Source organism: Metabacillus idriensis (assembly GCF_050483325.1).
GTDB classification, from domain to species: domain Bacteria; phylum Bacillota; class Bacilli; order Bacillales; family Bacillaceae; genus Bacillus_P; species Bacillus_P idriensis_A.
On record NZ_JBCMYF010000023.1, the window covers coordinates 1 to 22,196 of the forward strand.

The 22,196-nt window shown below is 39.7% G+C and carries 22 protein-coding genes and 1 pseudogene; 7 read left to right on the top strand and 16 right to left on the bottom strand.

What is annotated here, in order from left to right; translation table 11 throughout:
* Positions 1-191: 191 nt before the first annotated feature.
* On the bottom strand, positions 192-368 hold the full coding sequence (locus ABEQ24_RS13540; protein ID WP_070875964.1) for a YozD family protein: 177 nt from the start codon (positions 366-368) through the stop codon (positions 192-194).
* Between the two features lie 150 nt (positions 369-518).
* Here ABEQ24_RS13540 and ABEQ24_RS13545 point away from each other — a divergent pair, with 150 nt between their 5' ends.
* A complete protein-coding gene (locus tag ABEQ24_RS13545; RefSeq protein ID WP_430007282.1) occupies positions 519-692 on the top strand; it encodes a hypothetical protein in 174 nt (57 codons plus the stop codon).
* Here ABEQ24_RS13545 and ABEQ24_RS13550 read toward each other — a convergent pair.
* Positions 689-1,315, bottom strand: a complete 627-nt coding sequence (locus ABEQ24_RS13550) for a hypothetical protein (RefSeq protein ID WP_430007316.1) — start codon at positions 1,313-1,315, stop codon at positions 689-691. The genes ABEQ24_RS13545 and ABEQ24_RS13550 overlap by 4 nt on opposite strands.
* A gap of 238 nt (positions 1,316-1,553) precedes the next feature.
* Here ABEQ24_RS13550 and ABEQ24_RS13555 point away from each other — a divergent pair, with 238 nt between their 5' ends.
* Positions 1,554-1,676: a DUF4023 domain-containing protein gene (locus tag ABEQ24_RS13555; protein ID WP_430007283.1), complete on the top strand. Its 123-nt coding sequence runs from the start codon at positions 1,554-1,556 to the stop codon at positions 1,674-1,676.
* 662 nt (positions 1,677-2,338) lie between these two features.
* Here the strand turns inward: ABEQ24_RS13555 and ABEQ24_RS13560 are convergent.
* The 4 genes from ABEQ24_RS13560 to ABEQ24_RS13575 form a co-directional block, all read right to left on the bottom strand.
* The gene (locus ABEQ24_RS13560; RefSeq protein ID WP_430007284.1) at positions 2,339-3,052 is read right to left on the bottom strand and encodes a TIGR02206 family membrane protein; all 714 of its coding nucleotides are present in this window, start codon (positions 3,050-3,052) and stop codon (positions 2,339-2,341) included.
* A gap of 108 nt (positions 3,053-3,160) precedes the next feature.
* The gene (locus ABEQ24_RS13565; RefSeq protein ID WP_430007285.1) at positions 3,161-3,955 is read right to left on the bottom strand and encodes an ABC transporter permease; all 795 of its coding nucleotides are present in this window, start codon (positions 3,953-3,955) and stop codon (positions 3,161-3,163) included.
* 13 nt (positions 3,956-3,968) lie between these two features.
* Positions 3,969-4,757 (bottom strand): ABC transporter permease, encoded by a 789-nt coding sequence (locus ABEQ24_RS13570; RefSeq protein WP_430007286.1) that lies wholly within the window; start codon positions 4,755-4,757, stop codon positions 3,969-3,971.
* Between the two features lie 12 nt (positions 4,758-4,769).
* Positions 4,770-5,765 carry an ABC transporter ATP-binding protein gene (locus ABEQ24_RS13575; protein WP_430007287.1) on the bottom strand — a complete coding sequence of 332 codons (996 nt, stop codon included), beginning with the start codon at positions 5,763-5,765 and terminating at the stop codon, positions 4,770-4,772.
* Positions 5,766-6,002: 237 nt separating this feature from the next.
* Between ABEQ24_RS13575 and ABEQ24_RS13580 the strand changes: the two genes are divergently transcribed.
* Complete coding sequence (locus tag ABEQ24_RS13580; RefSeq protein ID WP_430007288.1) at positions 6,003-7,187, top strand: styrene monooxygenase/indole monooxygenase family protein; 1,185 nt, start codon at positions 6,003-6,005, stop codon at positions 7,185-7,187.
* A gap of 36 nt (positions 7,188-7,223) precedes the next feature.
* Here the strand turns inward: ABEQ24_RS13580 and ABEQ24_RS13585 are convergent.
* The 3 genes and pseudogenes from ABEQ24_RS13585 to ABEQ24_RS13595 form a co-directional block, all read right to left on the bottom strand.
* Positions 7,224-7,739, bottom strand: a pseudogene (locus tag ABEQ24_RS13585) (DUF6886 family protein).
* A gap of 40 nt (positions 7,740-7,779) precedes the next feature.
* The gene (locus tag ABEQ24_RS13590) at positions 7,780-8,250 is read right to left on the bottom strand and encodes a DinB family protein (protein WP_430007289.1); all 471 of its coding nucleotides are present in this window, start codon (positions 8,248-8,250) and stop codon (positions 7,780-7,782) included.
* A gap of 115 nt (positions 8,251-8,365) precedes the next feature.
* The gene (locus ABEQ24_RS13595) at positions 8,366-10,222 is read right to left on the bottom strand and encodes an LTA synthase family protein (protein WP_430007290.1); all 1,857 of its coding nucleotides are present in this window, start codon (positions 10,220-10,222) and stop codon (positions 8,366-8,368) included.
* 293 nt (positions 10,223-10,515) lie between these two features.
* On the opposite strand from ABEQ24_RS13595, the gene ABEQ24_RS13600 reads away from it, so the two are divergent.
* A complete protein-coding gene (locus ABEQ24_RS13600) occupies positions 10,516-13,578 on the top strand; it encodes an efflux RND transporter permease subunit (RefSeq protein WP_430007291.1) in 3,063 nt (1,020 codons plus the stop codon).
* 82 nt (positions 13,579-13,660) lie between these two features.
* Entirely contained in the window at positions 13,661-14,206 is a 546-nt protein-coding gene (locus ABEQ24_RS13605) for a GNAT family N-acetyltransferase (protein WP_430007292.1), read from the top strand.
* Positions 14,207-14,348: 142 nt separating this feature from the next.
* Here the strand turns inward: ABEQ24_RS13605 and ABEQ24_RS13610 are convergent, their stop codons facing one another.
* Complete coding sequence (locus ABEQ24_RS13610; protein WP_430007317.1) at positions 14,349-15,506, bottom strand: MFS transporter; 1,158 nt, start codon at positions 15,504-15,506, stop codon at positions 14,349-14,351.
* A 236-nt stretch (positions 15,507-15,742) separates the two neighbouring features.
* Here ABEQ24_RS13610 and ABEQ24_RS13615 point away from each other — a divergent pair, with 236 nt between their 5' ends.
* Positions 15,743-16,228, top strand: coding sequence for a hypothetical protein (locus ABEQ24_RS13615; RefSeq protein ID WP_430007293.1), 486 nt, complete (start codon positions 15,743-15,745; stop codon positions 16,226-16,228).
* Between the two features lie 96 nt (positions 16,229-16,324).
* Here ABEQ24_RS13615 and ABEQ24_RS13620 read toward each other — a convergent pair whose 3' ends face one another.
* The 3 genes from ABEQ24_RS13620 to ABEQ24_RS13630 all read right to left on the bottom strand — a co-directional run bounded on the left by ABEQ24_RS13620 (position 16,325) and on the right by ABEQ24_RS13630 (position 20,469).
* The gene (locus ABEQ24_RS13620; RefSeq protein WP_430007294.1) at positions 16,325-17,842 is read right to left on the bottom strand and encodes a LysM peptidoglycan-binding domain-containing protein; all 1,518 of its coding nucleotides are present in this window, start codon (positions 17,840-17,842) and stop codon (positions 16,325-16,327) included.
* A gap of 142 nt (positions 17,843-17,984) precedes the next feature.
* Entirely contained in the window at positions 17,985-18,458 is a 474-nt protein-coding gene (locus ABEQ24_RS13625) for a GNAT family N-acetyltransferase (RefSeq protein ID WP_430007295.1), read from the bottom strand.
* Positions 18,459-18,939: 481 nt separating this feature from the next.
* Positions 18,940-20,469 carry an alpha/beta hydrolase gene (locus tag ABEQ24_RS13630; RefSeq protein ID WP_430007296.1) on the bottom strand — a complete coding sequence of 510 codons (1,530 nt, stop codon included), beginning with the start codon at positions 20,467-20,469 and terminating at the stop codon, positions 18,940-18,942.
* A gap of 242 nt (positions 20,470-20,711) precedes the next feature.
* On the opposite strand from ABEQ24_RS13630, the gene ABEQ24_RS13635 reads away from it, so the two are divergent.
* A complete protein-coding gene (locus ABEQ24_RS13635) occupies positions 20,712-20,924 on the top strand; it encodes a hypothetical protein (RefSeq protein WP_430007297.1) in 213 nt (70 codons plus the stop codon).
* Between the two features lie 120 nt (positions 20,925-21,044).
* On the opposite strand, the gene ABEQ24_RS13640 is transcribed toward ABEQ24_RS13635, so the two are convergent.
* The 3 genes from ABEQ24_RS13640 to ABEQ24_RS13650 all read right to left on the bottom strand — a co-directional run bounded on the left by ABEQ24_RS13640 (position 21,045) and on the right by ABEQ24_RS13650 (position 22,143).
* Positions 21,045-21,338: a DUF3817 domain-containing protein gene (locus tag ABEQ24_RS13640; RefSeq protein ID WP_070875978.1), complete on the bottom strand. Its 294-nt coding sequence runs from the start codon at positions 21,336-21,338 to the stop codon at positions 21,045-21,047.
* A 108-nt stretch (positions 21,339-21,446) separates the two neighbouring features.
* On the bottom strand, positions 21,447-21,629 hold the full coding sequence (locus ABEQ24_RS13645; protein WP_430007298.1) for a hypothetical protein: 183 nt from the start codon (positions 21,627-21,629) through the stop codon (positions 21,447-21,449).
* Positions 21,622-22,143: a DinB family protein gene (locus ABEQ24_RS13650; RefSeq protein ID WP_430007299.1), complete on the bottom strand. Its 522-nt coding sequence runs from the start codon at positions 22,141-22,143 to the stop codon at positions 21,622-21,624. The genes ABEQ24_RS13645 and ABEQ24_RS13650 overlap by 8 nt, the downstream gene beginning before the upstream one ends.
* Positions 22,144-22,196: the final 53 nt, after the last annotated feature.

Sequence of the window (22,196 nt, forward strand, 5' to 3'; positions counted from 1 at the left end):
GAGGCTTCCACGCTCCCCGCGGAAAGCAAGTTCCTGCAGCGGAAAGGAACGGGAAGCCTTATTAATCAACAGCAACAATCGATGCGAAAACAGCCATTAGAAAAGCGGAATCGCCTGGGCAGCGACAGATATCAAAACACAGAAATGTTTTGCCTGCATAAAACTTAAAAAACGACGAGTGCCCCCGTCGTTTATTCTATGTCTTCCAAATCTTCATCAATAATGCATTTTTCGAGTAAATAATCGAATGCGATATCTGCTATTGTATCCAGTTCTAGTTCTGAGGGAATGAATCCCCTTTTCGTCAGCTCATTGTAAAAGAATTCTGCCATTTCTTCTGTATCAATAATAACTTCAATTTCTTTCACAACATCGCCCCCTTAGTAATTGTTTATATGTCCCATTTTTCAAAACTATGTCTGGAATGAAAAAGCTTTCGATAAATTTTCCTGTTCATAATCTGTCCCTTCCTGCATACCATGAAAGTAAATGGACAAGCCAAAGAGGAGATGAATAAAATGAAGAACTTACAAGCGGTTACAAAAAAAGAAAATGAAAACAGCGTCCTTCAATTTATAGACGGTGAAGGCTTTGATCATTTGCTTTTGCAAACGATTAAATTCCTGCAGGGGGTCATGATATTTGGGTGTGTGCCGTATTTTATTTATTTGCTGATTTCATTGCTTTCTTAATGATCTTTTGTATATTTATTTAAACTATCGATGATAAAATCCATCATTTCTTTATACTCAGCATCGCCAAATATTTCGTACAATGATAAATAATCGTTATAAATATCAAGAAGTTCATCAACAATATCCCGTTTGCTGCGCTTTGCTTTGCGTGCAGCCGGTTCTTGCTTAGGCAGCTTTTCTTTGGCAAGGAGCTGTTCCATCGCTTTGCTTTCTGGAGAAACAATATGCATCAGGCTCAGCTGCTGCACAAATGTGCCTGCCTGTTTTTTCCCCATAACGAACACAAGCTCTTCCTCTGATGCTTCAAGCCATTCCCCGTCGTTGATGCGCATGAGTTCATAAATAATATCTTCCCAGCCATCCTCTGTATATCTCCAGATTTCTGTCCGGAATCCGACGACCTTGAACAATTCTTCATCATAGCCCTTTACTTGTACAATATCTCCAATATGATATTGAAATTCAATTTCTATTTTTTCGGAATCAATGACTTTTCCGTTGTATTCTGAGTATAGCTGGATCGCGTTTTCAAAGTATAAAATCTCGCTGTGATTCACCTCATATAGATAATGCTGATCGATCTGATGAACGTTTGTGACCGTTCCGACCGTACTATACATAACAATCACGACAATATCACCGACTTTATACTTCGGAATTTTTTTGTTCACTAAAAGATCCTCCTCTGCCGCGATTCATAAAAGTTAAAATAGTATATGCCGTTAAACACCAATGCGTAATAGGCAAATCAACAAAGGATTTTCTAAAATAATATCCAATTTCAACTCTGGGTGAGTCATTTTTTCACGTCAGTTGGAGACAGTAAAAATAAGCAATTATTAAAAGGAGGTCATTTTTATGGAAAACACATCTGATTTCGTTAAGGACTTACACGAAAAACAGCAAAAAGACGAACAAAACAGACAGCACCAGGGCAAAGGAAACCCGGGAAAGAAAAAGCCTAATAAGACGAATAAGTGATAAGAAAAGCGGAGCCGACTGTTTAGCCCCGACAGGCAGATAAGAATTCACCGGAAAAGTCCGGTTTTGACTTTTTCGGGGAATTTGTTCTGGCCGAGGGGTTAGGAGGCGGAGCTGGACAATGTGTATTACGAAATCCCCGTTTAGCTCAGGCAGACAGATAAGGATCCGGCTGGAAAAACGCTTTTTGCCTTTACAGACGGAGCCGTTCTGGCCGAGGAGTTGGGTGATGGAGCTGGACAATGAGAAAAGCGGAGCCGACTGTTTAGCCCCGACAGGCAGATAAGAATTCACCGGAAAAGTCCGGTTTTGACTCTTTCAGGGAATTTGTTCTGACCGAGGGGTTAGGAGGCGGAGCTGGACAATGTGTATTACGAAATCCCCGTTTACCGCAGGCAGCCGGAACCGGAAAAAAGCAAATCCCCCAAAAAGTCTGTTTTGACTTTTTAGGGGATTTTGTTTTAACTGAATCATCTAGGAGGTTCCTGGAAAAAAGAAAGTATTTCCACTAAATCGGCAAGTAACTTACCAAAACCGGCAAGTAAAAGATGCAATGTGGAAAGTATTTCACCCATTTCAGCAAGTAAATCAAACAAACGTCCTGAATCATTGTTTTAAATCCACACCTGAAATAGATATTGAACCAGTATGCCTTCAATCCATCAAGTTCTTTGTTCCTTAAATTTAATACACCCATATAAAAAGAGAAAACACACAATCATAATAGCCTCCATCCAAAGCAAATACCACGGCCAATCCCCGAGAAAATCTAAAAGTGAGGCATTTTCAGGTTTTTTCATGATATATAAATAATTTGAGCCGATTATTTTGTTAAAAAGATAAATGAATCCGGCATATAAATTGACGATAAGCACTGAAATCCACAAAGAGCGCCAGGATGGAAGAAAGTGATAGGCCACGATCATAAACAAGCATGCGAGAATCACCCCTCCGTGTGATAAGAAGAAAACGATATATTGAAAATGCGGAAAAGAAAACGGTCCAAGGTCCGGTGTAAGTATGGCCTGAATGGAGCTTGCAATTCCTGCGAAATACAGAAACTGAAACATCCTGAAGCTTTTCGCCATCAGCATGATGATGGCCAGAAGAACAGCAAGATCACTGAGCTGAAGCGGAAGTGAAGATTTAAGTGACCATGCCCTTTCGCTTATCAGCCACAGCTGCTGCACAAACATGGAAAGAAACAGAAGCACTGCTAATGCAATACGGACGGGGCCGCTTACTAATTTTACCCTTTCCTTAAAAACAACCAGAAGCACTGTCAAACATAGAATAATAACAAGTGTCCATATATGTTCCGCTGAAAACAAACGGAAATCTTCAAGCCTGGGGTCGTGCTGAAAGTATTCGTTCATTCATGCCACTCCGTTTTTCTGATTAGTTTGCGGCTATAGCGACAAGTCTATGCCGAAAAAAAGGGCAAAAAAAACGAGCTGACCCCAAAGTCAGCTCAGAATCCACTATTACGTTCCTGTACTCGCATATGCCCGAAGACCGTACAGCCAGAAAACATAAGCAAGCGCAATGCTCCCCGCTCCAACCAAAGGCGAGACTGCACCGACAAATGTGTATCCATTTCGGTCCAAAAACCACGCTGCCGGATAAAAGGCGGTAAAACCATAAGGAATGATCCATGTCAAAAATACGCGAATAGTTTTGTTATATATGGTAAGCGGGTATTTCGCAAATTCACTTAAATTAAAGACCGCATATACAACAGGAAGACTATCAACCATCCAAAACGAAAACGTCGCAAAAAATAAATTAATGGCGATGTAGATCAGACCGCTTGAGATAATCATTACAACAAGCATGACCCAGTCCATCACCCCGAATACAAGGTCCAAATGCGGAAAAGCAGTTGCCAAAATAATGATTCCAATCGCGAGCTGTCCAAGGCCATCCTGCTGCAGTCTGTCAGCACATACATGGAACAGCGGATTGATTGGTCTGATCAGCAGACGGTCCATTTGCCCCGGGCGGACGTACTGCCACCCAAGGGTCCATAAATTATCAAAGAAAATATGATGCAGGGATCTTCCCGCAGCTGCAATGCCATAGATAAATAAGATCTCATAAAACGTCCACCCATTGATTTGTTCGATATGGTCGAAGACAACTTTTACAAAAAAGATGCTTGCAAACTGCTGCAGCATAACACTGATTACACCTATAAAAAAATCCACTCTGTACTCCATCATGACTTTTATATGATTTTTTGCAAAAATATAATATAGTTTTGCGTAGCGTTTCAGCATAAATCCGCCCCCTTTACCCGCCAAAAATCGTTACCATTTTAATTGCCTGAGCCCAAATCAGCTTCATGACAAGGAACATTCCAAGGCACCATCCAAGCTGGATGAGCACGGCCAGATAGGCATCTTGCCCATCAATAATCCCTGTATATATAGACACAGGCGTGAATACCATCGCCTGAAACGGCAAATAAGAACTGATTGTCTCAAGCCAACCTGGAAAAAGAGTAATCGGTACGAGCGCTCCTGAGAAAAATGTAATAACCCCTTCTTTCAAAACCCGAAGACCCCATACGTTTACTGTCCAAAATGCAACAATTCCGATCATCAGATCAAAAAATGTTCCAATCCAAATGCCAAGCCCGGCACTAATCACAAATAATATCGCTGCTTCAGGCGAAGCAGGCATTGTAATATGTATAAAGATAAATGCGATGACCATAAGCGGAAGGGTTTCTCTGAATAAGTGAGTAATTTTTCCTCCAAAGTCCATAAAAATCAATTTAAAAATCACATCATAAGGCCTCATTAATTCAATGGCAATGTTGCCATGCCTAATTTCTTGTGCAAGCTCATTGCCGGCACCTGATACGTAACCTTGAATGAACATCGCAACAACGATGTAAGTCAGCATATCCTGAAGCGTCAAATGTTGAATTGTGTCTTTGCCGGCATATACGGCATGCCAGAAATAAAACATAATCATCAGGCGCATGACAGATGAGATCGTCCCGGCCCAATACCATGCAGAATAAGCTGTATTGATCTGCATTTGGGATTTGGCGAACATTAAGTATTTTGTCAACTCTCACACCCCCTAAAGTCCGCGATTATATATTTCTTCCACAATCGTCTCTATTTTTGGATCATTTAATGAAAGATCGATAATCTCATTTTCAGCCAGTACGGCAGAAATCACTTCTGATGCAGAAATTTGTTTTTGAGAAAAAGCAAGTATCACCTTCTGCTGCTGTTCTTCATCAATCATGCTCATTTCCACACGTTCTTTTATAGACTCTGGGTATGAAAACGATTGCACATTTTTCACTTCAAAATGGATTTCTCTTTTTGCAGCAAACTTTTCTTTAATGGCATGCAAATCCCCATCATATAAAATTGCGCCATTATCGATGATAATGATTCGATTGCAGATTTCTTCAATATCCTGCATGTCATGTGTGGTAAGCAGAACTGTCGTCCCAAAACGCGCATTCATTTCTTTAATAAATTTGCGGATTCTCACCTTTACGGCAACATCAAGACCAATTGTCGGCTCATCTAAATAAACGACATCAGGTCTGTGCAAAAATGCAGCAGCAAGCTCACATCTCATTTTCTGTCCCAGTGACAGCTGTCTCACCGGAATGGAAAGCAGCGGCTTTAGCTGAAGTACCTCCGTAAATAGCCTCAGTGTCTCTTGGAACTGCTCTTCCGGAACTTCATAAATGTGCTTCAGCAAATCAAATGACTCGGATACAGGAATATCCCAAAACAGCTGAGTCCTTTGGCCGAATACGGCCCCAATCTGCTTTGCATTTTGTTTTCTGTTTTTATAGGGAACAATTCCTCCTACCTTTACTTCACCGGATGAAGGTGTCAGAATGCCTGTCAGCATTTTTATCGTTGTCGACTTTCCTGCTCCATTTGCACCGATATAGCCAATCATTTCCCCTTTTTCTATCTTGAAATTGACCCCTTTTACAGCTGTCTTCGTCACATACGTCCGTTTGAAAAGAGATTTCATCGCGCCTCTAAGACCCGGATCCCGCTTCACCAGCTTGTATTCCTTCTTTAAATTTCTCACTTCAATCACCGTTAGATTCCCCCTTTCAGAATTAAAATTATAGAGTGATTTGAAATTTTTGTAAATCATTTTTTTATACGCTTACATTGAATAATCGAATTGAAATTAATAGATATATAGATGGACGCTCTTTTTTCTCCTGCCAATAACACCTGTGCAAAATCCTACTATAGTAGAATGCAGCAAAATTTTCTAAATGGTAAAATTCACTATATATACTAACAGTGAATGTGAGGAGTGAAAGGTATGAATAGGCGGATTTGTATAATTGGCAGCGGTACAGCAGGTCTTCATCTGGCATATGCTCTAAAAAATGATTTTGATGTGACAGTGATCTCTCATCGCACAGCCGAACAGATCAAACATGGCAGAATTCAGTCTACACAAGTGCATTTTGGCTCAACACTTGAAAGAGAAACTCGCTTTTCTATGCCAAAATGGAGTGCAGAAACACTCATTGAAAGCATCCATATAACGATTGGGCAGCAAAAACTGTTTGCTGGAATGCTGACTGAACCCGCACTTTCTGTAGATCAGCGCTTCTATTTTTCACAATGCATGGAGGAACTAGAAGCAAGTAAAGTAGATATTCTATGTAAAAAAATGAATGATGAAAATATCCATGAATTAATGGAAGAATTTGATTTGGTTATTGACTGTACTGGTAAAAAAGGTCCCCTTTTCCCCTTTCCTGTTGAAAGAGATTTAACCCCCTTTCATGTACCTCAGAGAAAATGCATCGTTGGATACTTTAAAGGCATAGAGCCGGTTACACCTCATGGAATAAATGTAGCTATTTTGCCCGGAGAAGGCGAAATGTTTGAAATACCTGCATTAACAGTTCAAGGACCGGTAACAATCTTATTTGTTATGGCCATTCAAGACAGGAAATTAGATGTATTTAAAGCAATCCGGTCATCAGCAGAATTCACACTAAAAATGTCGGCGGTTTTAGATGAATTTTTCCCGGCAATTGCAAGCCGCTTGGACAAGGAAAGCTTTGCTTTAAATGACGAAAAAGGGTATCTTCAAACAGCGGTCACACCTGTTGTTCGAAAGCCTTATACCCTGATTAACAATAAATTGGCAGTTGGGTGCGGAGACAGCGTGTTTCTGAATGACCCAATTACGGGACAAGGATGCAATCTTTCTTCTTATTGCGCTGAAAAACTTTATGAGACACTGATTGAATTCAAAAATGAGCCTTGGAATTCACAGCTTGGGGAATCATACTGGAAGAGAACGAAACCATTTGTCAAGCAAGTAACCGAATGGACAAATGCCATGACAATGCCGATGCCTGAGCATGTTATCGAACAGCTCCTTCAAGGTTCAGAGGATCAGACAAAAGCCGATCGAATTGCCGGCTGGTTTGCTGATCCAAGCACTGCTTATCAGGATATTTTTCAAGCAGCAAAATCAAGTTCTTAAAGATGAAGAAGGGTGAACCTCCGGGATTCACCCTTCTTACAAGTTAGCGGCATTACGAAAGCGAATAATGGAAAAATCCAAGGAAGATGAAAGAACATGATTGCAAATTGGATATAAGTTTGGAGTGAACCTCAGCTAGGTGTTTTCTTTCACTATCTTCTCCAATAAATCTCCTGCTGGCTGAACATGAACCGGCACAGATTCTTTAAAAGATACATAGTATCCGGCTGTTTTCGCTTCTTCAAACAGCTGGAATGAATCCGGATCAAAAGAATATATATATAAATTTGTCCTGCGGATCATTTCAAGCCAGGAGGTTTCAACAACAATAATCTTAGCTGCACTGCTATCCGCAAAGAATCTGGCTGAATCCTCTTCGCTCGTGTCTTCACCCTTCCAATAAATAACTCTTGGGCAATCACGCGGAAAATAATAATGAAGTGCATGCTTCTGATCTATCGCCCAGACAACCGGATGAAGGCCTGGATAAGCGGCTGATTGACGCGGTATAAATCGTTCAATATAGGGATCTTCACTAAAATGGTACAGCATTTATTTTAAACTCCTATTCTTTTTATTAAGGCTGGGCTTCCTACTCAAACATCATCACCCCAGGATCCTTGTGATAACAATGTACAAGAATCGCATGCAGCTGGCCTCGATGGTGATATAAATGGACGGCAATTTCTAAAAGCCATTCAAACCTGGTATAAACAGTACCCCAATAAGAAGTCATTTCCTGATGAAGTTCGGTTTCGTTAAATTGACTGAACCGTTCTGATAATAGACTGTAATTCTTCTTCAATTCTTCTTTTAAATCTTGCAGGTTATTTAAAGCAGCAGAAGAATAAAAGCTCTCCATCTCTTCCCTGCTTGCTCCTTCAGAAATCAGCAGATCTGCTTGACAGATCATTGCTATGTGTTCGAGCAGTTCTCCGATTGAATGCTTGTCTGCTGTAGGCCTTTTCAACAAATCATGATCTTCTAGCGAATCGATGATCTTAATAATCGTTTCAATGGCCACATCAATTTGGTTCAAAGCATGTTTAACATATGGATTCAAGCGTCATCTTCCCCCCCATCGATTTCACTCTTTTGATTAATTATCGGCTAATTTCCATTTCTTCACAAGAAAAAAGCCGCTCTATTCATTCGAATAAAGCAGCTGATTTAAAAGGTTAATATAGTTTGTTAATTAAATCATTTTCCAAAAACATCGTAGATAATTCGATGTCTTTATATAACTTATTATAATTCTCTCTGCATGCCTCAATGTCTGTTTCTTTTTGAGTTTGATTATCAATGCATGTACCGGATGAAAAGACCCCTTCATGTGAAGCGATGTAATCATAGTCATCCGAGTAGAAAGAATAGCGGGTCGTCTCATACGCAAAGCCCGCGAAGCCCTCATGTTCAGCATCAAGCGGTTTCCCGAACTGAATCAGCTTCTGATCAATGCCAAGCAATGACGTAATCGTTGGAAAGATATCCATCTGGCTTGCCGTTACTTCATTCACGATCCCCTCTGTCTGCTCTGGATGATGAATGATCAGCGGGATGTTGAATTGTTCTTTTTCATTAAAATCAACACCAAGCAGCGTCTTGATTTCGTCTTTATCCATTGGGAGCGGTCCATAGTGATCACCATACACAACAAAAATTGTATCATCCCACAGGTTTTTCTTTTTCAAATCTTCGATAAATAGACCGATTGTCTCATCAAAGTATTTTGTAGCCTGCAAATAATGACCTGTATTTGTACCTTCAAATCTTTTGGGAAGATTTAAATATTGATAATCTTTTGGCATAACAAACGGACGATGGTTTGTCAGCGAGACAATGAAGTTATAGAAAGGCTTTTTGTCTTCCGTATAAATCTCAGCCATTTGTTTAAAGATGCTTTCATCTGATATACCAAGCCCAATTATTTCATCGGCTTTGATTTTCGGATGATTCTTATGATAAAACGTTTGATATCCCTGTTCGGGATAAGCCTGATGACGATTCCAGAAATCAGGATTATTGCCATGTGTTGCACTTGTTGAATAGCCTTCACGCTTTAAAACATTCGCAAGTGACATGTATTCGTTAAATGGATAGGCATTATATACACCTTTAGGCGCCATCGGATACAAAGAATTATTGGAAACAAATTCAGCATCAGACGTGTTTCCGCGGCCTATTTGCAAATAGGCGTTAGGATAATAATGACTCTCTCCAATCAATTTATTCAGATTTGGTGTAATCTCTTCCCCATTCACTTTCATTCCAACCGGGAACGTGTTTAAAGATTCAGCTTGAACAACGACAACGTTTTTCCCTTTAAATTTACCGTAATAAGGCGACTCTTTTTGCAGCTCCTGATTTTCACTAAAATATGCCTGAAGTTCTTTTATTTGTTTTTTGTCATTCAGAAAAGACTCTCTGGCAAAAGCCTGTTTCAGCATATTTTGCTTTAAATCGTAAATGTGCGCAGGAAGAATACCTGTCAGGGAAACTTTATATTGATCGGAAAATGTGTCTTTCAAAGGATAAAAAGACGTGAACAATAGTGCTGCAGCCCCTGCTGCAAAAGCAAATCTGCTGAAAGCTTTTCTCGGTTCATCCTGTTTGATCACATAATAGACGATTAATAAAACAGCAAAGAGCACAACATCAATCCAGTAATAATAATCGGCCGGATAGATAAGGGATATAATCGAATCTTTCACATGCCCTAACTGATCAGCCTGTCCAAGAAGCTTTACATTTAAAATAGCATCATAATACCGTTCATACACAGCGTCTGCATATAGGAGAAATGACAGAATGAAATAGATAATGAAAGCGGTGAGAAATTTAAATTTGGATCTTCCTGTTACTAAGAGGCTCGTTAAACATAATGCAAAACCGGCAGAGGCAAGCAGGATATATTTCTTATGCGGTGATAATTCCAATTCGTTTACGAAGTATAGGGTTTTGAACATCCAAAAAATCGTAATAACCCCTATTGTCACAAGAAAAAGCACCATATTCTTTCTGTTGATCGATGACAATCTATATTCACACCTTTACGTAGATTAATAAGTAAATAGATCTTTATATTCAGTTAATCATAGCAAATCAAGTTACCTTTATAAAGACAATTTTAACAAAAACTTAATATACCTTTACAAATAGGTAAAGTGTGTGAAATCTATTTTTTACATAAACTCTTTAACTGTATAGGGATTCATGCTTATACAAAAACTTCACAAAACTTTAACACATTCAGGAATGAAAAATGAATAAATTTTATGATATAGTTTCCTTAGTCAAATTTGACCAAAGAATAAGGAGGACACCATTTATGTTCGAAAGTTTTCTCAAACGGGGAAAATTAATCATTATTTTATTTTTCGTCATTATTTTAGTTGGAGGATATTTATTTTATCAGCTTCCAAAACGGGAATTGCCGGAGTTTTCCGCTAATATTGTATCCATTTCAACTGTTTATCCGGGTGCGGATGCAGAGGCTGTTGAAATGGATGTGACGGAGGTTTTAGAAGATGCTCTCAAAAATTCAGAAGGCATTGAAAACATAAACTCCGTTTCCGCACAAGAATTTTCAACTGTCATCATTGAAGTGGATGACAGCGGGGATTTTGAAAAAATATCAAGTGAGATTAAACAAAAAGTCTCAGACAATGTTTCAAAACTTCCAGAGGATTCGCTGGATCCGCAAGTGAAAAAGGCTGCCACTGGTCTGCCAGTCGGTTCCTATATGGTTACTGCAGATAATGCGGACTCATTAAAAGAAAGCCAAGAGGAAATTCTTAATTTAAAAGAAAAGGTTCAGGATCTTGACGGTGTATCAGGTGTGACGATTAAAGGCTTTAAAGAAAAAGAAGCCATCTTAAAGCTTGACAGTGAAAAGCTTGCTGAAAACGGGCTGAATGCATCAGCGATTATTGAGGCCATTAATAATGAATATAAAACAACGCCTCTCGGTGAAACGAAACAAGACGGAGAAAATGTCCGCCTTTCTCTGAATCAGTATAAAGATATCGAACAAATAAAAGAACTGGCCCTTCAATCTCCGAACACGAAAGAGCTAATAAAAGTCGGTGATCTCGCGGACCTTGCTTTTGAGGAAAAAGACCAGGAAGATATCATTTCTTACAACGGTAAACCTGCTTATTCGTTTACAGTCACGATTGACGCAGGACTTGATATTCCCGCTGCTTTTACTAAAGTAGATAAAGAAATCAAGGATGAACTGAATTTGCCTGAAGGAGTAGAGCTCGAAACGTATTACTCGCAAAAAGCAGATGTTGATACGATTTTTGATGATTTGATCAAAGAGGCAGTCATTGCGGTGCTTGCCGTTATTTTGATTACAACTCTTGGATTAACATTAAGCGGGGCGTTTATCGTTTCTCTCGCCATCCCCTTATCCATTACCCTGGGGACACTGCCGCTGCCGTTTCTTGATGTTGATTTGAACCAAATCTCTGTGATAGGTCTGATTATCGCACTTGGTATTTTGGTAGACGATGCCATTGTTGTCAATGATAATATTTTGCGGCAATATAAGCTTCAGAAAAATGGAAATGCCCTGCAGGCAACGAAAGATGGCGTGAAAGAAGTGTGGGGATCGATTGTCACGTCAACGCTTGCAGTCGTATTTGCCTTCTTGCCGCTTACCTTGCTGTCAGGTTCTAACGGTTCCTTTATCCGGTCGCTTCCATCCGTTCTTATCTTAACGGTTGTGGCTTCTATGATTATCTCGCTGACACTTGTTCCGGTATATCAGTATGCGGTAAATAAGAAGAGAATACGGTTAAGCGAGAAAGAGCCTGGCTTTTTAGGAAAACCGCTTAAAAAGCTATCTGACTTTTACGCAAATACTCTCCTTGCGAAAATTGTAAAGCGTCCAGTCATAATAGGCGCGGGCGGAATTGCCGCCACATCTTTGATCTTTTTGCTGGCGTTCTACGTTCCGTTTGAGTTTTTCCCATCAGCAAATAAAAAAGAAGTAACGGTTACTGTTACAATGCCAACAGACTACACGCTCGAAGAAACAAACCGTGTTTTAGTAGAACTGGAAAAAGATTTGATTGAGATTAAAGAAACTGAAGAAACAGCGATTTTCACCGGTACCGGCGTTCCTGGCCTCTTTAGTGAAACGGTTGAAAATGCTGGTCCAAACACAGGTCAAATTGTTGCACGGATTGATAATGAAGCCGTGACGGCAGATCAATATATAGAAGAAAACACAGACGGCCTCAGGGAAAAATATCCTGATGCAGAAATTTTCTTAACCACAATTGTCCAGGGTCCTCCGACAGGCGCACCTGTTACCGTGAAATTAAGCGGTGAGGACTTTAACAAGCTGAATGATATTAAAAATGAGCTTGCGAGTGAAATTCAGAAAGCTGACAACGGGTTGATTATTGATAATGTAAAAGCACCCCTGTCATCTATTCAATATACTCTTGACCGAGATGCTTTAACTGAAAATGGTTTAGATCCAAAATTCATCAGTGATCAAATTCGTTTAGTAACAGAAGGTATTCCTATGGGCACGTTCAAGTCCAGCAATGAAAACTTTGATTTAGTGCTGAAGCAGGATACGGACATTCATCAGGAAGGCATACAGCTTGATGAAATCGAGGTTCCTCTTCAAACGGAAGGTCCTGTTCCGCAAACAGCGCCGATCAGTGACTTTGTGGATACAGATACAATTGAACAATATCAAACGATTCCCCATGAAAATGGCGAACGGACCATTACACTAAAAGCATATCCTGGTGAGTCGGAAACGTTTAAAGAAGACGTTTCTGCGATTGTGGATGAGTTTAAAGATCGATATACAGATGAAGGCTACAGCCTGACACTTGGCGGAGAAAATGACGATCAGACTCAGTTCTTTATAGAAATCAGTCTGCTCTTCCTCGTCGTACTCGTCCTGATTTACATTACGATTGCGTTCCAGTTCAATTCTCTTTCCCTGCCGCTGCTTGTCCTTGGAACGGTTTACTTAGCGGTAGCCGGAGCTGTAGCGGGACTGTTTGTGACACAGACTCCATTCAGCTTCATGGCAACAATGGGCATCGTATCGCTTGCAGGTATTGTAGTCCGAAACTCTGTCGTCCTGTTTGAATTTATTGAACAGCGGATCAAAGCGGGCTATGCCCCTGCTGAAGCTGTAATGGAAGCCGGAAGAGCAAGAATACGACCTATCCTTCTGACGGCATTCACTGCATTAGTGGCTCTTTTGCCTGTAGCATTCAGCAACGACCCATTATTTAAGCCGCTTGCAATCAGCATCGTATCCGGGGTCCTCTTCTCAACGATTCTGACGCTGCTGATCGTTCCTGCATTATATATAGTAGTTGATAAGCTTCGTGCGAAAAGAAGAAAAGGTTAAATAAAAAGGCTGCCTATTATTGGCAGCCTTTTTATTTCATAGTATAGTAAAATAATAGAAAAATCAGATTGGGGGATCTACTTTGTTCGTACATAAAATAGATAAGGAAGTTTCATTAAAATTAATGGATGTAAACGATGCAGAAAAGCTGTTCAGCCTCACCGATCAATCAAGACAGCACCTGCGTGAGTGGCTTCCGTGGCTGGATTTCACGACAAAAAAGGAGAATACAAAATCTTTTATTGAAGGCTGCCTGCGAGCTTATGCAGAAAATAAAAGTCTGAATGCAGTTATTCTATTTAAAGGCGAACTCGCCGGAACAGCAGGGTTCAACCAAATCAACTGGTCGAACAAAACAGCTTATATCGGCTATTGGCTCGGGTCAGAGTTTCAGGGCAAAGGCATCATGACAAAAGTTGCCGGAGCATTGACCGATATAGCCTTTCAGGAATACAGCTTGAACAAAGTTGAAATCCGGGCGGCTGTTTTGAACGGTAAAAGCAGAAGCATTCCTGAACGGCTTGGCTTTGTGCATGAAGGAACAATCAGACAAGCTGAATGGCTCTATGATCATTTTGTCGATCATGCGGTTTATGGCATGCTTGCTGAAGAATGGAAACAGAATTAAATCATCACGCACCTTTTTGGAGCAATACAATTAGCACTTAATAAATTGATAAAGACTCGTCATTGTTGACGAGTCTTTTTCTGCTGGCTAAGGTGGTCTGAGGATCATGTACTAATTAAATTTGTGTTTTTCTTAGAGTTTATTAAGTAGAAGCGGCTGTCTGTTTTTTTTGCACCCTTCTTCCCTTTCCTTCTAAAAGAGTTAGAATCATAGGCACAATCAGAAAAATGCTTGAAATCTGAAAAAGAACGGCTGTTTCAAGAAATTGAGCCAGCAAACCAAATACAATTCCGCTTAAACCAATCCCAAAATCAATCGCAGAGAAAAACATTCCGTTTGCCACACCCCTGCGGTTATCAGGCGTTTTGGAAAGTGTCCATGACTGCAGAGTCGGAAGCAGGGAACCGAAACCTATTCCAAATAAGATCCCGGCAATGGCAATACCTGCATTGGTGTGAGAGAAAGAAAGAGCCCACATACCAGCAAAGGTCAAAGCGCTGCAGACAACAATCAGCCCCTTAGGCCCTCTTTCGTCAAACCACTTGCCTGCAATTGGCCTTGAAAGTGAAGCCATAACCGCATTAAACAAGTAGAAAATAAAAATCTGGTCAATGCCGCGTTCTTCACCGAAAATCACAATGAATGTCACAACAGAACCATATCCGAACGTTGCTATCATTGTAATAAAAGCAGGATACCAGCTTGTTTTTTCAACGAGCGACCCAAGATAAGAGAATTTCAAATCTTCTTTTTTGGTCAGTCTGACTGATTCCGGCGTATAGTAGCGAACAGCTGCTAAAAGAATAATCGCAACGATCCCAAGAACACAGGAAATATAGATTAAATTGTTAAACGTTGTAACACCGAATAAAAAGATGCCGAGACTTGGCGCAATAATCATGCCGAGTGTTACAGAAAGACCAAAATAACCCATTCCTTCGCCAAGACGGGATTTTGGTATCACATCCACGGCTGCCGTCCCATTTACAGTTGTTGAAAAACCCCAGGCAAGACCATGGATAAACCTGAACATCAGGAAGATAAGAATCACATTTGAAAGCGGGTAAAAAATGGTGATCACAAGAAGCGCAACAGCTCCAATTAATACTAGCGGCTTTCGTGCTTTATATTCAAGCATGTATCCGATAAACGGACGGCTGAGAACCGCTCCTATTGAAAATAAAGCTGTTACTAATCCAATCTCAAGACCCGTAGCGCCCAAAGATTTAATATACGGCGGAAGTGTGGGAATCAGCATCTGAAACGACATAAAAGTAAATAAGTTTCCAAGCATAAGCATAACAAACGACTTCGTCCAAAGAGGTGCTTTCGTTAATTGATTCACTGTATCTCTCCTAAGTTAACTGAATACCTTATAAATTTATTTCGGATTACTAAATAATATCACAATCAAAGAAGCTATGAAATCAAAAAGTTTTAACTGTTCATCTGGCTATTGATACCAATAAAAAGGATTTTTGAACTTTGAGAAAGAAATAACCTAATAAAATATGGTTTTCACGGGAGAAGATGAGATTGAGATTGAAGATTCTTATTCTATTATTTTTACTATCATTGCTTATTGGATGTTCTGCTGATGAAGATCACTTGAAATGGTTTGCTGCGAAAGAAGATGCCATAATAAATGGTCTACAAGAAGAAGACTTATCAGCAGGCAATCTTTTAGGGGAAATACAATCAAATGGGGAACTGTTTATTTTTTTCAAAAGAGAAATGAAAGACGGAGAAGCAGCAGGCGTTGTCCACTTAAGAGAATCTAATGGTAAATACGCGTGGTATAAAACCAATGCTGAGGTACAGGTCAAGTATAAAAATAGAAAAAAGGCACCCCATGTCTCATTTGAATTAAGAACTCATTCAGACAAAGCTTATAAAGCCTATTTTGGAAGCGCTGATTCAGCTGACATGTCCATTTTTACAGATTATGGACCAAAGGTTACACCAGAATTTGATCAAAAAAGTCAACTTTATTTTTGCATTGTGCCAATGAATAATTACTAAAGAAAGGTTTTTTAAATTCATCAAAAACGGATACCAATCGCTCTGTGCAATCTGGTATCCGTTTCCCTCTGTTTTTTGATTTTACTTCATTATCTATCATTTATTAAAATGATAAACATCCCAAATATCCGAAGTTTCTGAGCCTATATACCAGGCAGCCGCTCCGCCTAAGTGATTTTCCTTCATCATCTTCATTCTAAGCTCAATGGATTTCTTGTCTTCTATCCAGAGTTGATGTTTTTCGCCCTTTTCAGTGAACTCGACATAGTATTGTGAAGCCTTTGGGTCCCATATTTTTTTAAGTCCTTTAGAAGAAAGGATCCGATTGACTTCCGGCATCGTGCGGTCGATGCTTCTCAATTTGTTAGAAGATAAGTCTGTCACCCATTCTCTTGTGTAAAATGGGACAGCGAGAATAATTTTATGTGTGGGAATGTCTTTCATTAAGAGCTTAATGCCTTCTTCCACCCACGGCAGGGAAGCAACTGAACCTGCTTTCGGCCCCCCGCCCCAATGCTCATCATACCCCATCATCACAATATAATCGGCAATTTTCCCGAGTTCTTTGCGGTCTAAGCTTCCAGACCAGAATGGGTCATCGCTCGTTCTTGTCACATCGACAGAAACAATGATTCCATGAGGCTTCAGGGCTGTTTTTAATTCCCGGATAAACGATACGTAATCCTGCTTGTTTTTTATATCAATGTTTTCGAAATCAACATTAATTCCATCACTTTTGCTTTTGATTAATGCAGTCTGAAGCGCAGAAATTAATTTTTGTCTTTTTTGCGGTTTGCCTATGATGGAATCTGTCAGAATGGGATCAAAGCTGTTGCCAAGGAGCGGCCAGACCTTTTTCCCGGCAGCATGTGCTGCATCTGAATAGGCGGAATCCATTTTAATAGAAACACCTGTTTCCGATTGATTTAACGTAAACCATCGCGGTGAGACAACATTTAGATTGGGTTTGTTTTTCATCTGCTGAATGTACGTATTGGCTGTTCCATTAAAACTCCAGCCCATCACGACACGTTTGCTGTTTTTAACTTGAATCTGAGATTTTTTGATCCAGCCTTTTTTCCCGCCGAGCAGCTGTACTTCATAATAATAAACGGGGATTTTTAATTTTTGCCCAATTTTAAGCTGAGTTGTTTTTAAACCATTAAACTTGGTCATATCATTGACAGTTACTCTATATTTGTTCGAAATTTTCCACAGTGTATCCCCTGAAGTCACTTGGTGTACTTGGACGGTCTGAGGAATCTTCAGTAGTTGCCCAAGAGAAAGCGCATCATTTTTTAAACCATTCAATTGTTTCAGTTCATGAACGGTTGTGCCATATTGATTGGCAATTTTCCATAATGTATTTCCGCTGCTAACTTTATGTGTAATCGGATCGGCAGAGTCACCCGCTGCAGTTTGAATAAGAGGATATTCATCTCCTTTTTGGAGAACAGCTGCCACCTCCGAGCTCAATTTCGGAGAAGAATAAACATTGACGCTGTTTCCTATTACAGATCCGATTTGCTGAATATTGGACTCAGCTTTGACTGTATGAGGCATCTGATTTAAAACCAGGAATAAAACTAGTAAACTGCTTAAAACCTTTCTCACTGCTTCATCTTCCTTCTATCATCTTTTACATAAAAGTAATCATACTCCCAGAAGATAGGAAATGAATAGTGGGATTTAGTGGGGATTTTTATAAAAAAACAAGATCCTTTTTCGGAATCTTGTTTTTATCATTTCTCGGTCATTAAAAACCTTTTCTAAAGTAAATCAGTGTAGTGCGGTCATTCAGCTTTTTCATGACTCCAGTTTCTTTGTAGCCTAATTTTTTGTACAAATAACCATTTCCTTCTTCCTCAAGAATGGTTGCAAGCTCGAAGCTTGAGGCCTGAGGAAACAGGGTTTCTGCAGCAATCATAGCTTTTTGGGCAATCCCCCGGCCCTGAAATTCAGGAAAAATAAAGATTGGACTTATCCAATATTTCGATGCCTCGCTTTTAAAATACAACCGTATTGCTCCTGCAAATGTTCCTTCAAAAATGATTTTGTAGAAACCTCCATTTGGCTCATTGATCCTGGAGAGGATTTTTTCAAGAGTCTCATTTGCAGGATTTGTATCAACATCTAAATACTTTTCAAGAAGCGGCGTGAAAGCACGCACTTGACCATCTAAAATAGCTGCTGCATCTGATTCTATGGCTTTTACTAAATGTACGGTCATATCATTCTCCTTTGTTATTGATCCTTATTTAATATTCTGCAAAACTTAAGATCCTCCTTCTTTCGGGATAGTGGTAATACAATTGGACTGACGCCACTCTTGATGATTTAATGCGTTCATTTTGGCAGCACTACGGCGAATGACGCCACTCTTTAGGATTTAATCCGTTTATTGTGGCTGCACTATGGCGAATGACTCCACTCTTTAGGTTTTAATCCGTTTATTGTGGCAGCACTATGGCGAATGACGCCACTCTTTAGGCTTTAATCTGTTAATTGTGGCAGCACTATGAGGATTGACGCCACTCTTTAAGTTTTAATCCGTTAATTGTGGCAGCACTATGGCGAATGGAGCAGCTTGTTCCACGTTAATCCTTTAAAAATGGTTTCATTATGAGACTGACTCCACTAAATATTTTCATACAAAAAGCAGGCTGAAAAACCGCTCTTTTTCCAGCCTGCTTCATTTTTAATCTAATCTCTCATTTTGGATCAATCTCTCTCCCGGTTTTTATGTCAATGACCTTAGTTGCATTCTTTGGAACAGGAATTGATCGGCTCTCAGGTGCTTTTCTGCCGTTTTCTACCCAATCTACCAGCATGTCGAATGACTGGTGAGCGTATGGAAGCAGAGGCTGCAGCTTCTTATTTGAGTCTGTCGATGTATTCCATACCAGACTGTCCACATGATTTCCATTTTCAATCGAATACATGCGGTGAAGTTTTTCCTTGCCTGCTTTTTTCACAAGTTTTTCATAGCCTTTGGCATGAACATTCGGGAAAATCAGCGCGTCCAGAGTTCCGGTAAAGCTGATAAGCGGAACGTCTATGTCCCCCGTATTGGCGATTTCTTTTATATTTTCTTTCACGCTTTTCGGACGGCTTTGATACTTGTAGTTTTCAAAAATAGAATCATAGCTTCTGTCCCTCACTCCGCTTGATGTGAAATTCAAGTAGTTTCTCCAGTCTATTCTGTTTGGGGCATTAGGATCGAAATGATCTCTGTAAATGTTCGCTGATATGAACCAATATATCTGATCATGATACGGCCACAATTCCTCTGACCCTTTTGGAAGGCCTGCTTTATACATTTCTTTCACGGCTTTCTCTTTTTCTTTTCCTGTGCCGTAAATGGCAGCTTCAGCATGGTTGACGACTGCAGTGAGAGAGGAAATTAAGTTTGGCTGCTTTTCTGTCCACAGAACACCTTCCCAGTCTACGCCTCCATCAAAAAGACGATTCTCTTTTCTCGCCCGGCCGTCATGTTCAAGGGCATACCTGACTACATATCCCCCATTTGAAATGCCCATCGCATAAGTTGGCACGCGGTGATGTTTCCTCACCAAATGATGGGCTGAATTTGATTTATCTTTTGCAGAAATAAGCTGCTCCCGGAAATTGTCTTCTAAATAAGAGTGAGCGGCTATCGTGATCTGCCTGAAACGTTTATGCCATTCTGCGACACTATCATCTTCAAAAGCAAGTGCATTTTTTGCTTTTGCTAATGGGTCATTCGTATCGGCTTCACCTTGTGTTCCTTTATCAATCGCTGCAAACGCATAACCTTTTTCAAGAACAAAATCACTGAACAAAAGATCTGTGGATGTTTCATTTCTAGTTGCAGGAATTCCAGACACTACTAGTTTTCCATTCCAGTTATCCGGGACGCGTATGACAAACTGAGCGTCTTCAAAAGCTCCGTTGATCTGAGTGCCGGTGATGGCGGCTGGTTTATTCATCAGATGCCAGCCTGTACCTTCATTAGCACTCCCCCAATTGGTCGGAGCAAGACCTAAGTTTCCATTCAAAATGGCATTTTGATATTGAATCGGATTTTTAGTAGTTAAATAATTTCCATTCACTCCGTCAAAATAAGTTTCAACAACATTCTGTGCCCCTGGTATGAGAGTTTGCAGCTGCGAGGCTTCTGCACGGACCGCATGATGCGGAATTGGCAGCGCGGATGCAATCATTGCCGCCGATAAAGTAAACGCTATCATTCCTTTTTTCAAAAAAACACGTCCTTTATTTAGAATTTTCTGTAAACTAAACAATTCCAGTTTACTCTTTTATGAAATGATAGACATGGTCCAAATGGCGCGACTAAGAAAACGATCGTTAGACCTATTTAGAATGGGATTATTTTTTTGAAATCATTCGATTTTATGAAAAATTTTTTATTATTAATATAATGAGCAAATAGAGGAATATAGCCATTTATGTCGAATTTGAATAGCATGAAGGGGTTGACCCAATGAATAAGGATAAATTACTGAAAAAAATTCATCATGAGAGCCGCGGAAATTTGTTTTCGATTGAAGTTCAAAAGGCATCAAAAGAAGAAGAACGGCAAATTAATGAATTCGTATCTGAACTAGAAAGAGAAGGAAAAATCAAATTAAGAGAATGTGTGCAGCGCGAATACTCCGTTTTTTTACATGGAATTGTCAAGTATGCATCCGAATAATCGGATGCTATTTTTCATTTATTAAATGTTAGAGCAGAAAAATGGCGCTTCCTTATGTGTAGCTTGCTTTCATTTATTTGCAAAAAAAATAACCTTTACGAAAAGGTTATTCTCATATCCTTATAAATTTGCTTTTTTAAGTCTCGCATCGAGAATCATGTTCCCAAATGGAATAAATGCCACAGCGACAGCACTGAATACCCATGCAAAGGACCATCTGATTTTATACGTTGTGTAGGCAATGATAAGTAAATACGTAATAAAGAAAAAGCCATGAAGCGATCCCACGATGGTTACGGCCATAGGGATTTCGGCCAGATATTTTAGAGGCATGGCAATGAAAAGAAGAATCAGCAAAGATGCTCCTTCAATGAATCCCATCAGTCTGAAGCGGCCAATTGGTGATTGAAGCATAGATGAACCTCCAGTACACTTTTTTCTTTTATTATAAGATAGGAAAGGTCTAAAAACTACTTTTACAGAGCAGACGTCATAGAATGTTCATTTCTATATGTATGTCCGCTAGATCGTTTTATTCTTTTGTTTGACATGAATAATGATTGCCATGTATAAAACTGAACAAAATCCAATGATTCCAAAGATGATTGCCATCATATAAGGGAGCGTGAATTCGAAATAGTAAATGCCTGGAATAAATGAGATTCCCACTAAAATAACCAGGAGCCAATGGCCGTATTTATTCAATGTTCAGGCCCTCTTTCTTTTCATAAAGGTAATATACGTAATCCAAAGGCACACCAGACACTCCCTGCTGCCTAAGCATGGCTGTGACGTTTCCGCGGTGATAGGTTCCGTGGTTTGCTACATGCTGGATCAATTCAAATACATTGGTTTCTAATTTACCATACTGCGGATGTTCAATTGTAAATGGTTTATCTGAATCTGCTTGTTGATTTAAAAATAGTTCATATTCGTTCCCGAGTTTTTCAAACATTCCTTCTAGTTCTTCCAAACTCCTATTCTCTGCTTCTTTCCGACAAATTCCCAGATAAGCCATTATGCTATCAAAAGAATCCTGCTTGATCACTTTCAGCCAAAGGGCATCCGTCAGATACATGTGAACCATAACATGGGACAGCGACGGAAAAACACTGACTATTTCGTTTGTATACAATTCCATAGGCAATTCTTTAAGACGGTTAAACACTCTGGTGTTTGACCACTTGTGAAAATCGTACAGCTGAACAGCATTTGACATTTTGGTCATCCCTTTCCTAGTTACCGAATTCTCCCCTTTTAATTATAGCTTAT

Coding starts and splice junctions, on each gene's coding strand:
- ABEQ24_RS13545 (WP_430007282.1), top strand. CDS start 519: ATGAAGAACTTACAAGCGGTTACAAAAAAAGAAAATGAAAACAGCGTC.
- ABEQ24_RS13550 (WP_430007316.1), bottom strand. CDS start 1,315: ATGTATAGTACGGTCGGAACGGTCACAAACGTTCATCAGATCGATCAG.
- ABEQ24_RS13555 (WP_430007283.1), top strand. CDS start 1,554: ATGGAAAACACATCTGATTTCGTTAAGGACTTACACGAAAAACAGCAA.
- ABEQ24_RS13560 (WP_430007284.1), bottom strand. CDS start 3,052: ATGAACGAATACTTTCAGCACGACCCCAGGCTTGAAGATTTCCGTTTG.
- ABEQ24_RS13565 (WP_430007285.1), bottom strand. CDS start 3,955: ATGCTGAAACGCTACGCAAAACTATATTATATTTTTGCAAAAAATCAT.
- ABEQ24_RS13580 (WP_430007288.1), top strand. CDS start 6,003: ATGAATAGGCGGATTTGTATAATTGGCAGCGGTACAGCAGGTCTTCAT.
- ABEQ24_RS13600 (WP_430007291.1), top strand. CDS start 10,516: ATGTTCGAAAGTTTTCTCAAACGGGGAAAATTAATCATTATTTTATTT.
- ABEQ24_RS13610 (WP_430007317.1), bottom strand. CDS start 15,506: ATGCTTATGCTTGGAAACTTATTTACTTTTATGTCGTTTCAGATGCTG.
- ABEQ24_RS13625 (WP_430007295.1), bottom strand. CDS start 18,458: ATGACCGTACATTTAGTAAAAGCCATAGAATCAGATGCAGCAGCTATT.
- ABEQ24_RS13635 (WP_430007297.1), top strand. CDS start 20,712: ATGAATAAGGATAAATTACTGAAAAAAATTCATCATGAGAGCCGCGGA.
- ABEQ24_RS13640 (WP_070875978.1), bottom strand. CDS start 21,338: ATGCTTCAATCACCAATTGGCCGCTTCAGACTGATGGGATTCATTGAA.
- ABEQ24_RS13650 (WP_430007299.1), bottom strand. CDS start 22,143: ATGTCAAATGCTGTTCAGCTGTACGATTTTCACAAGTGGTCAAACACC.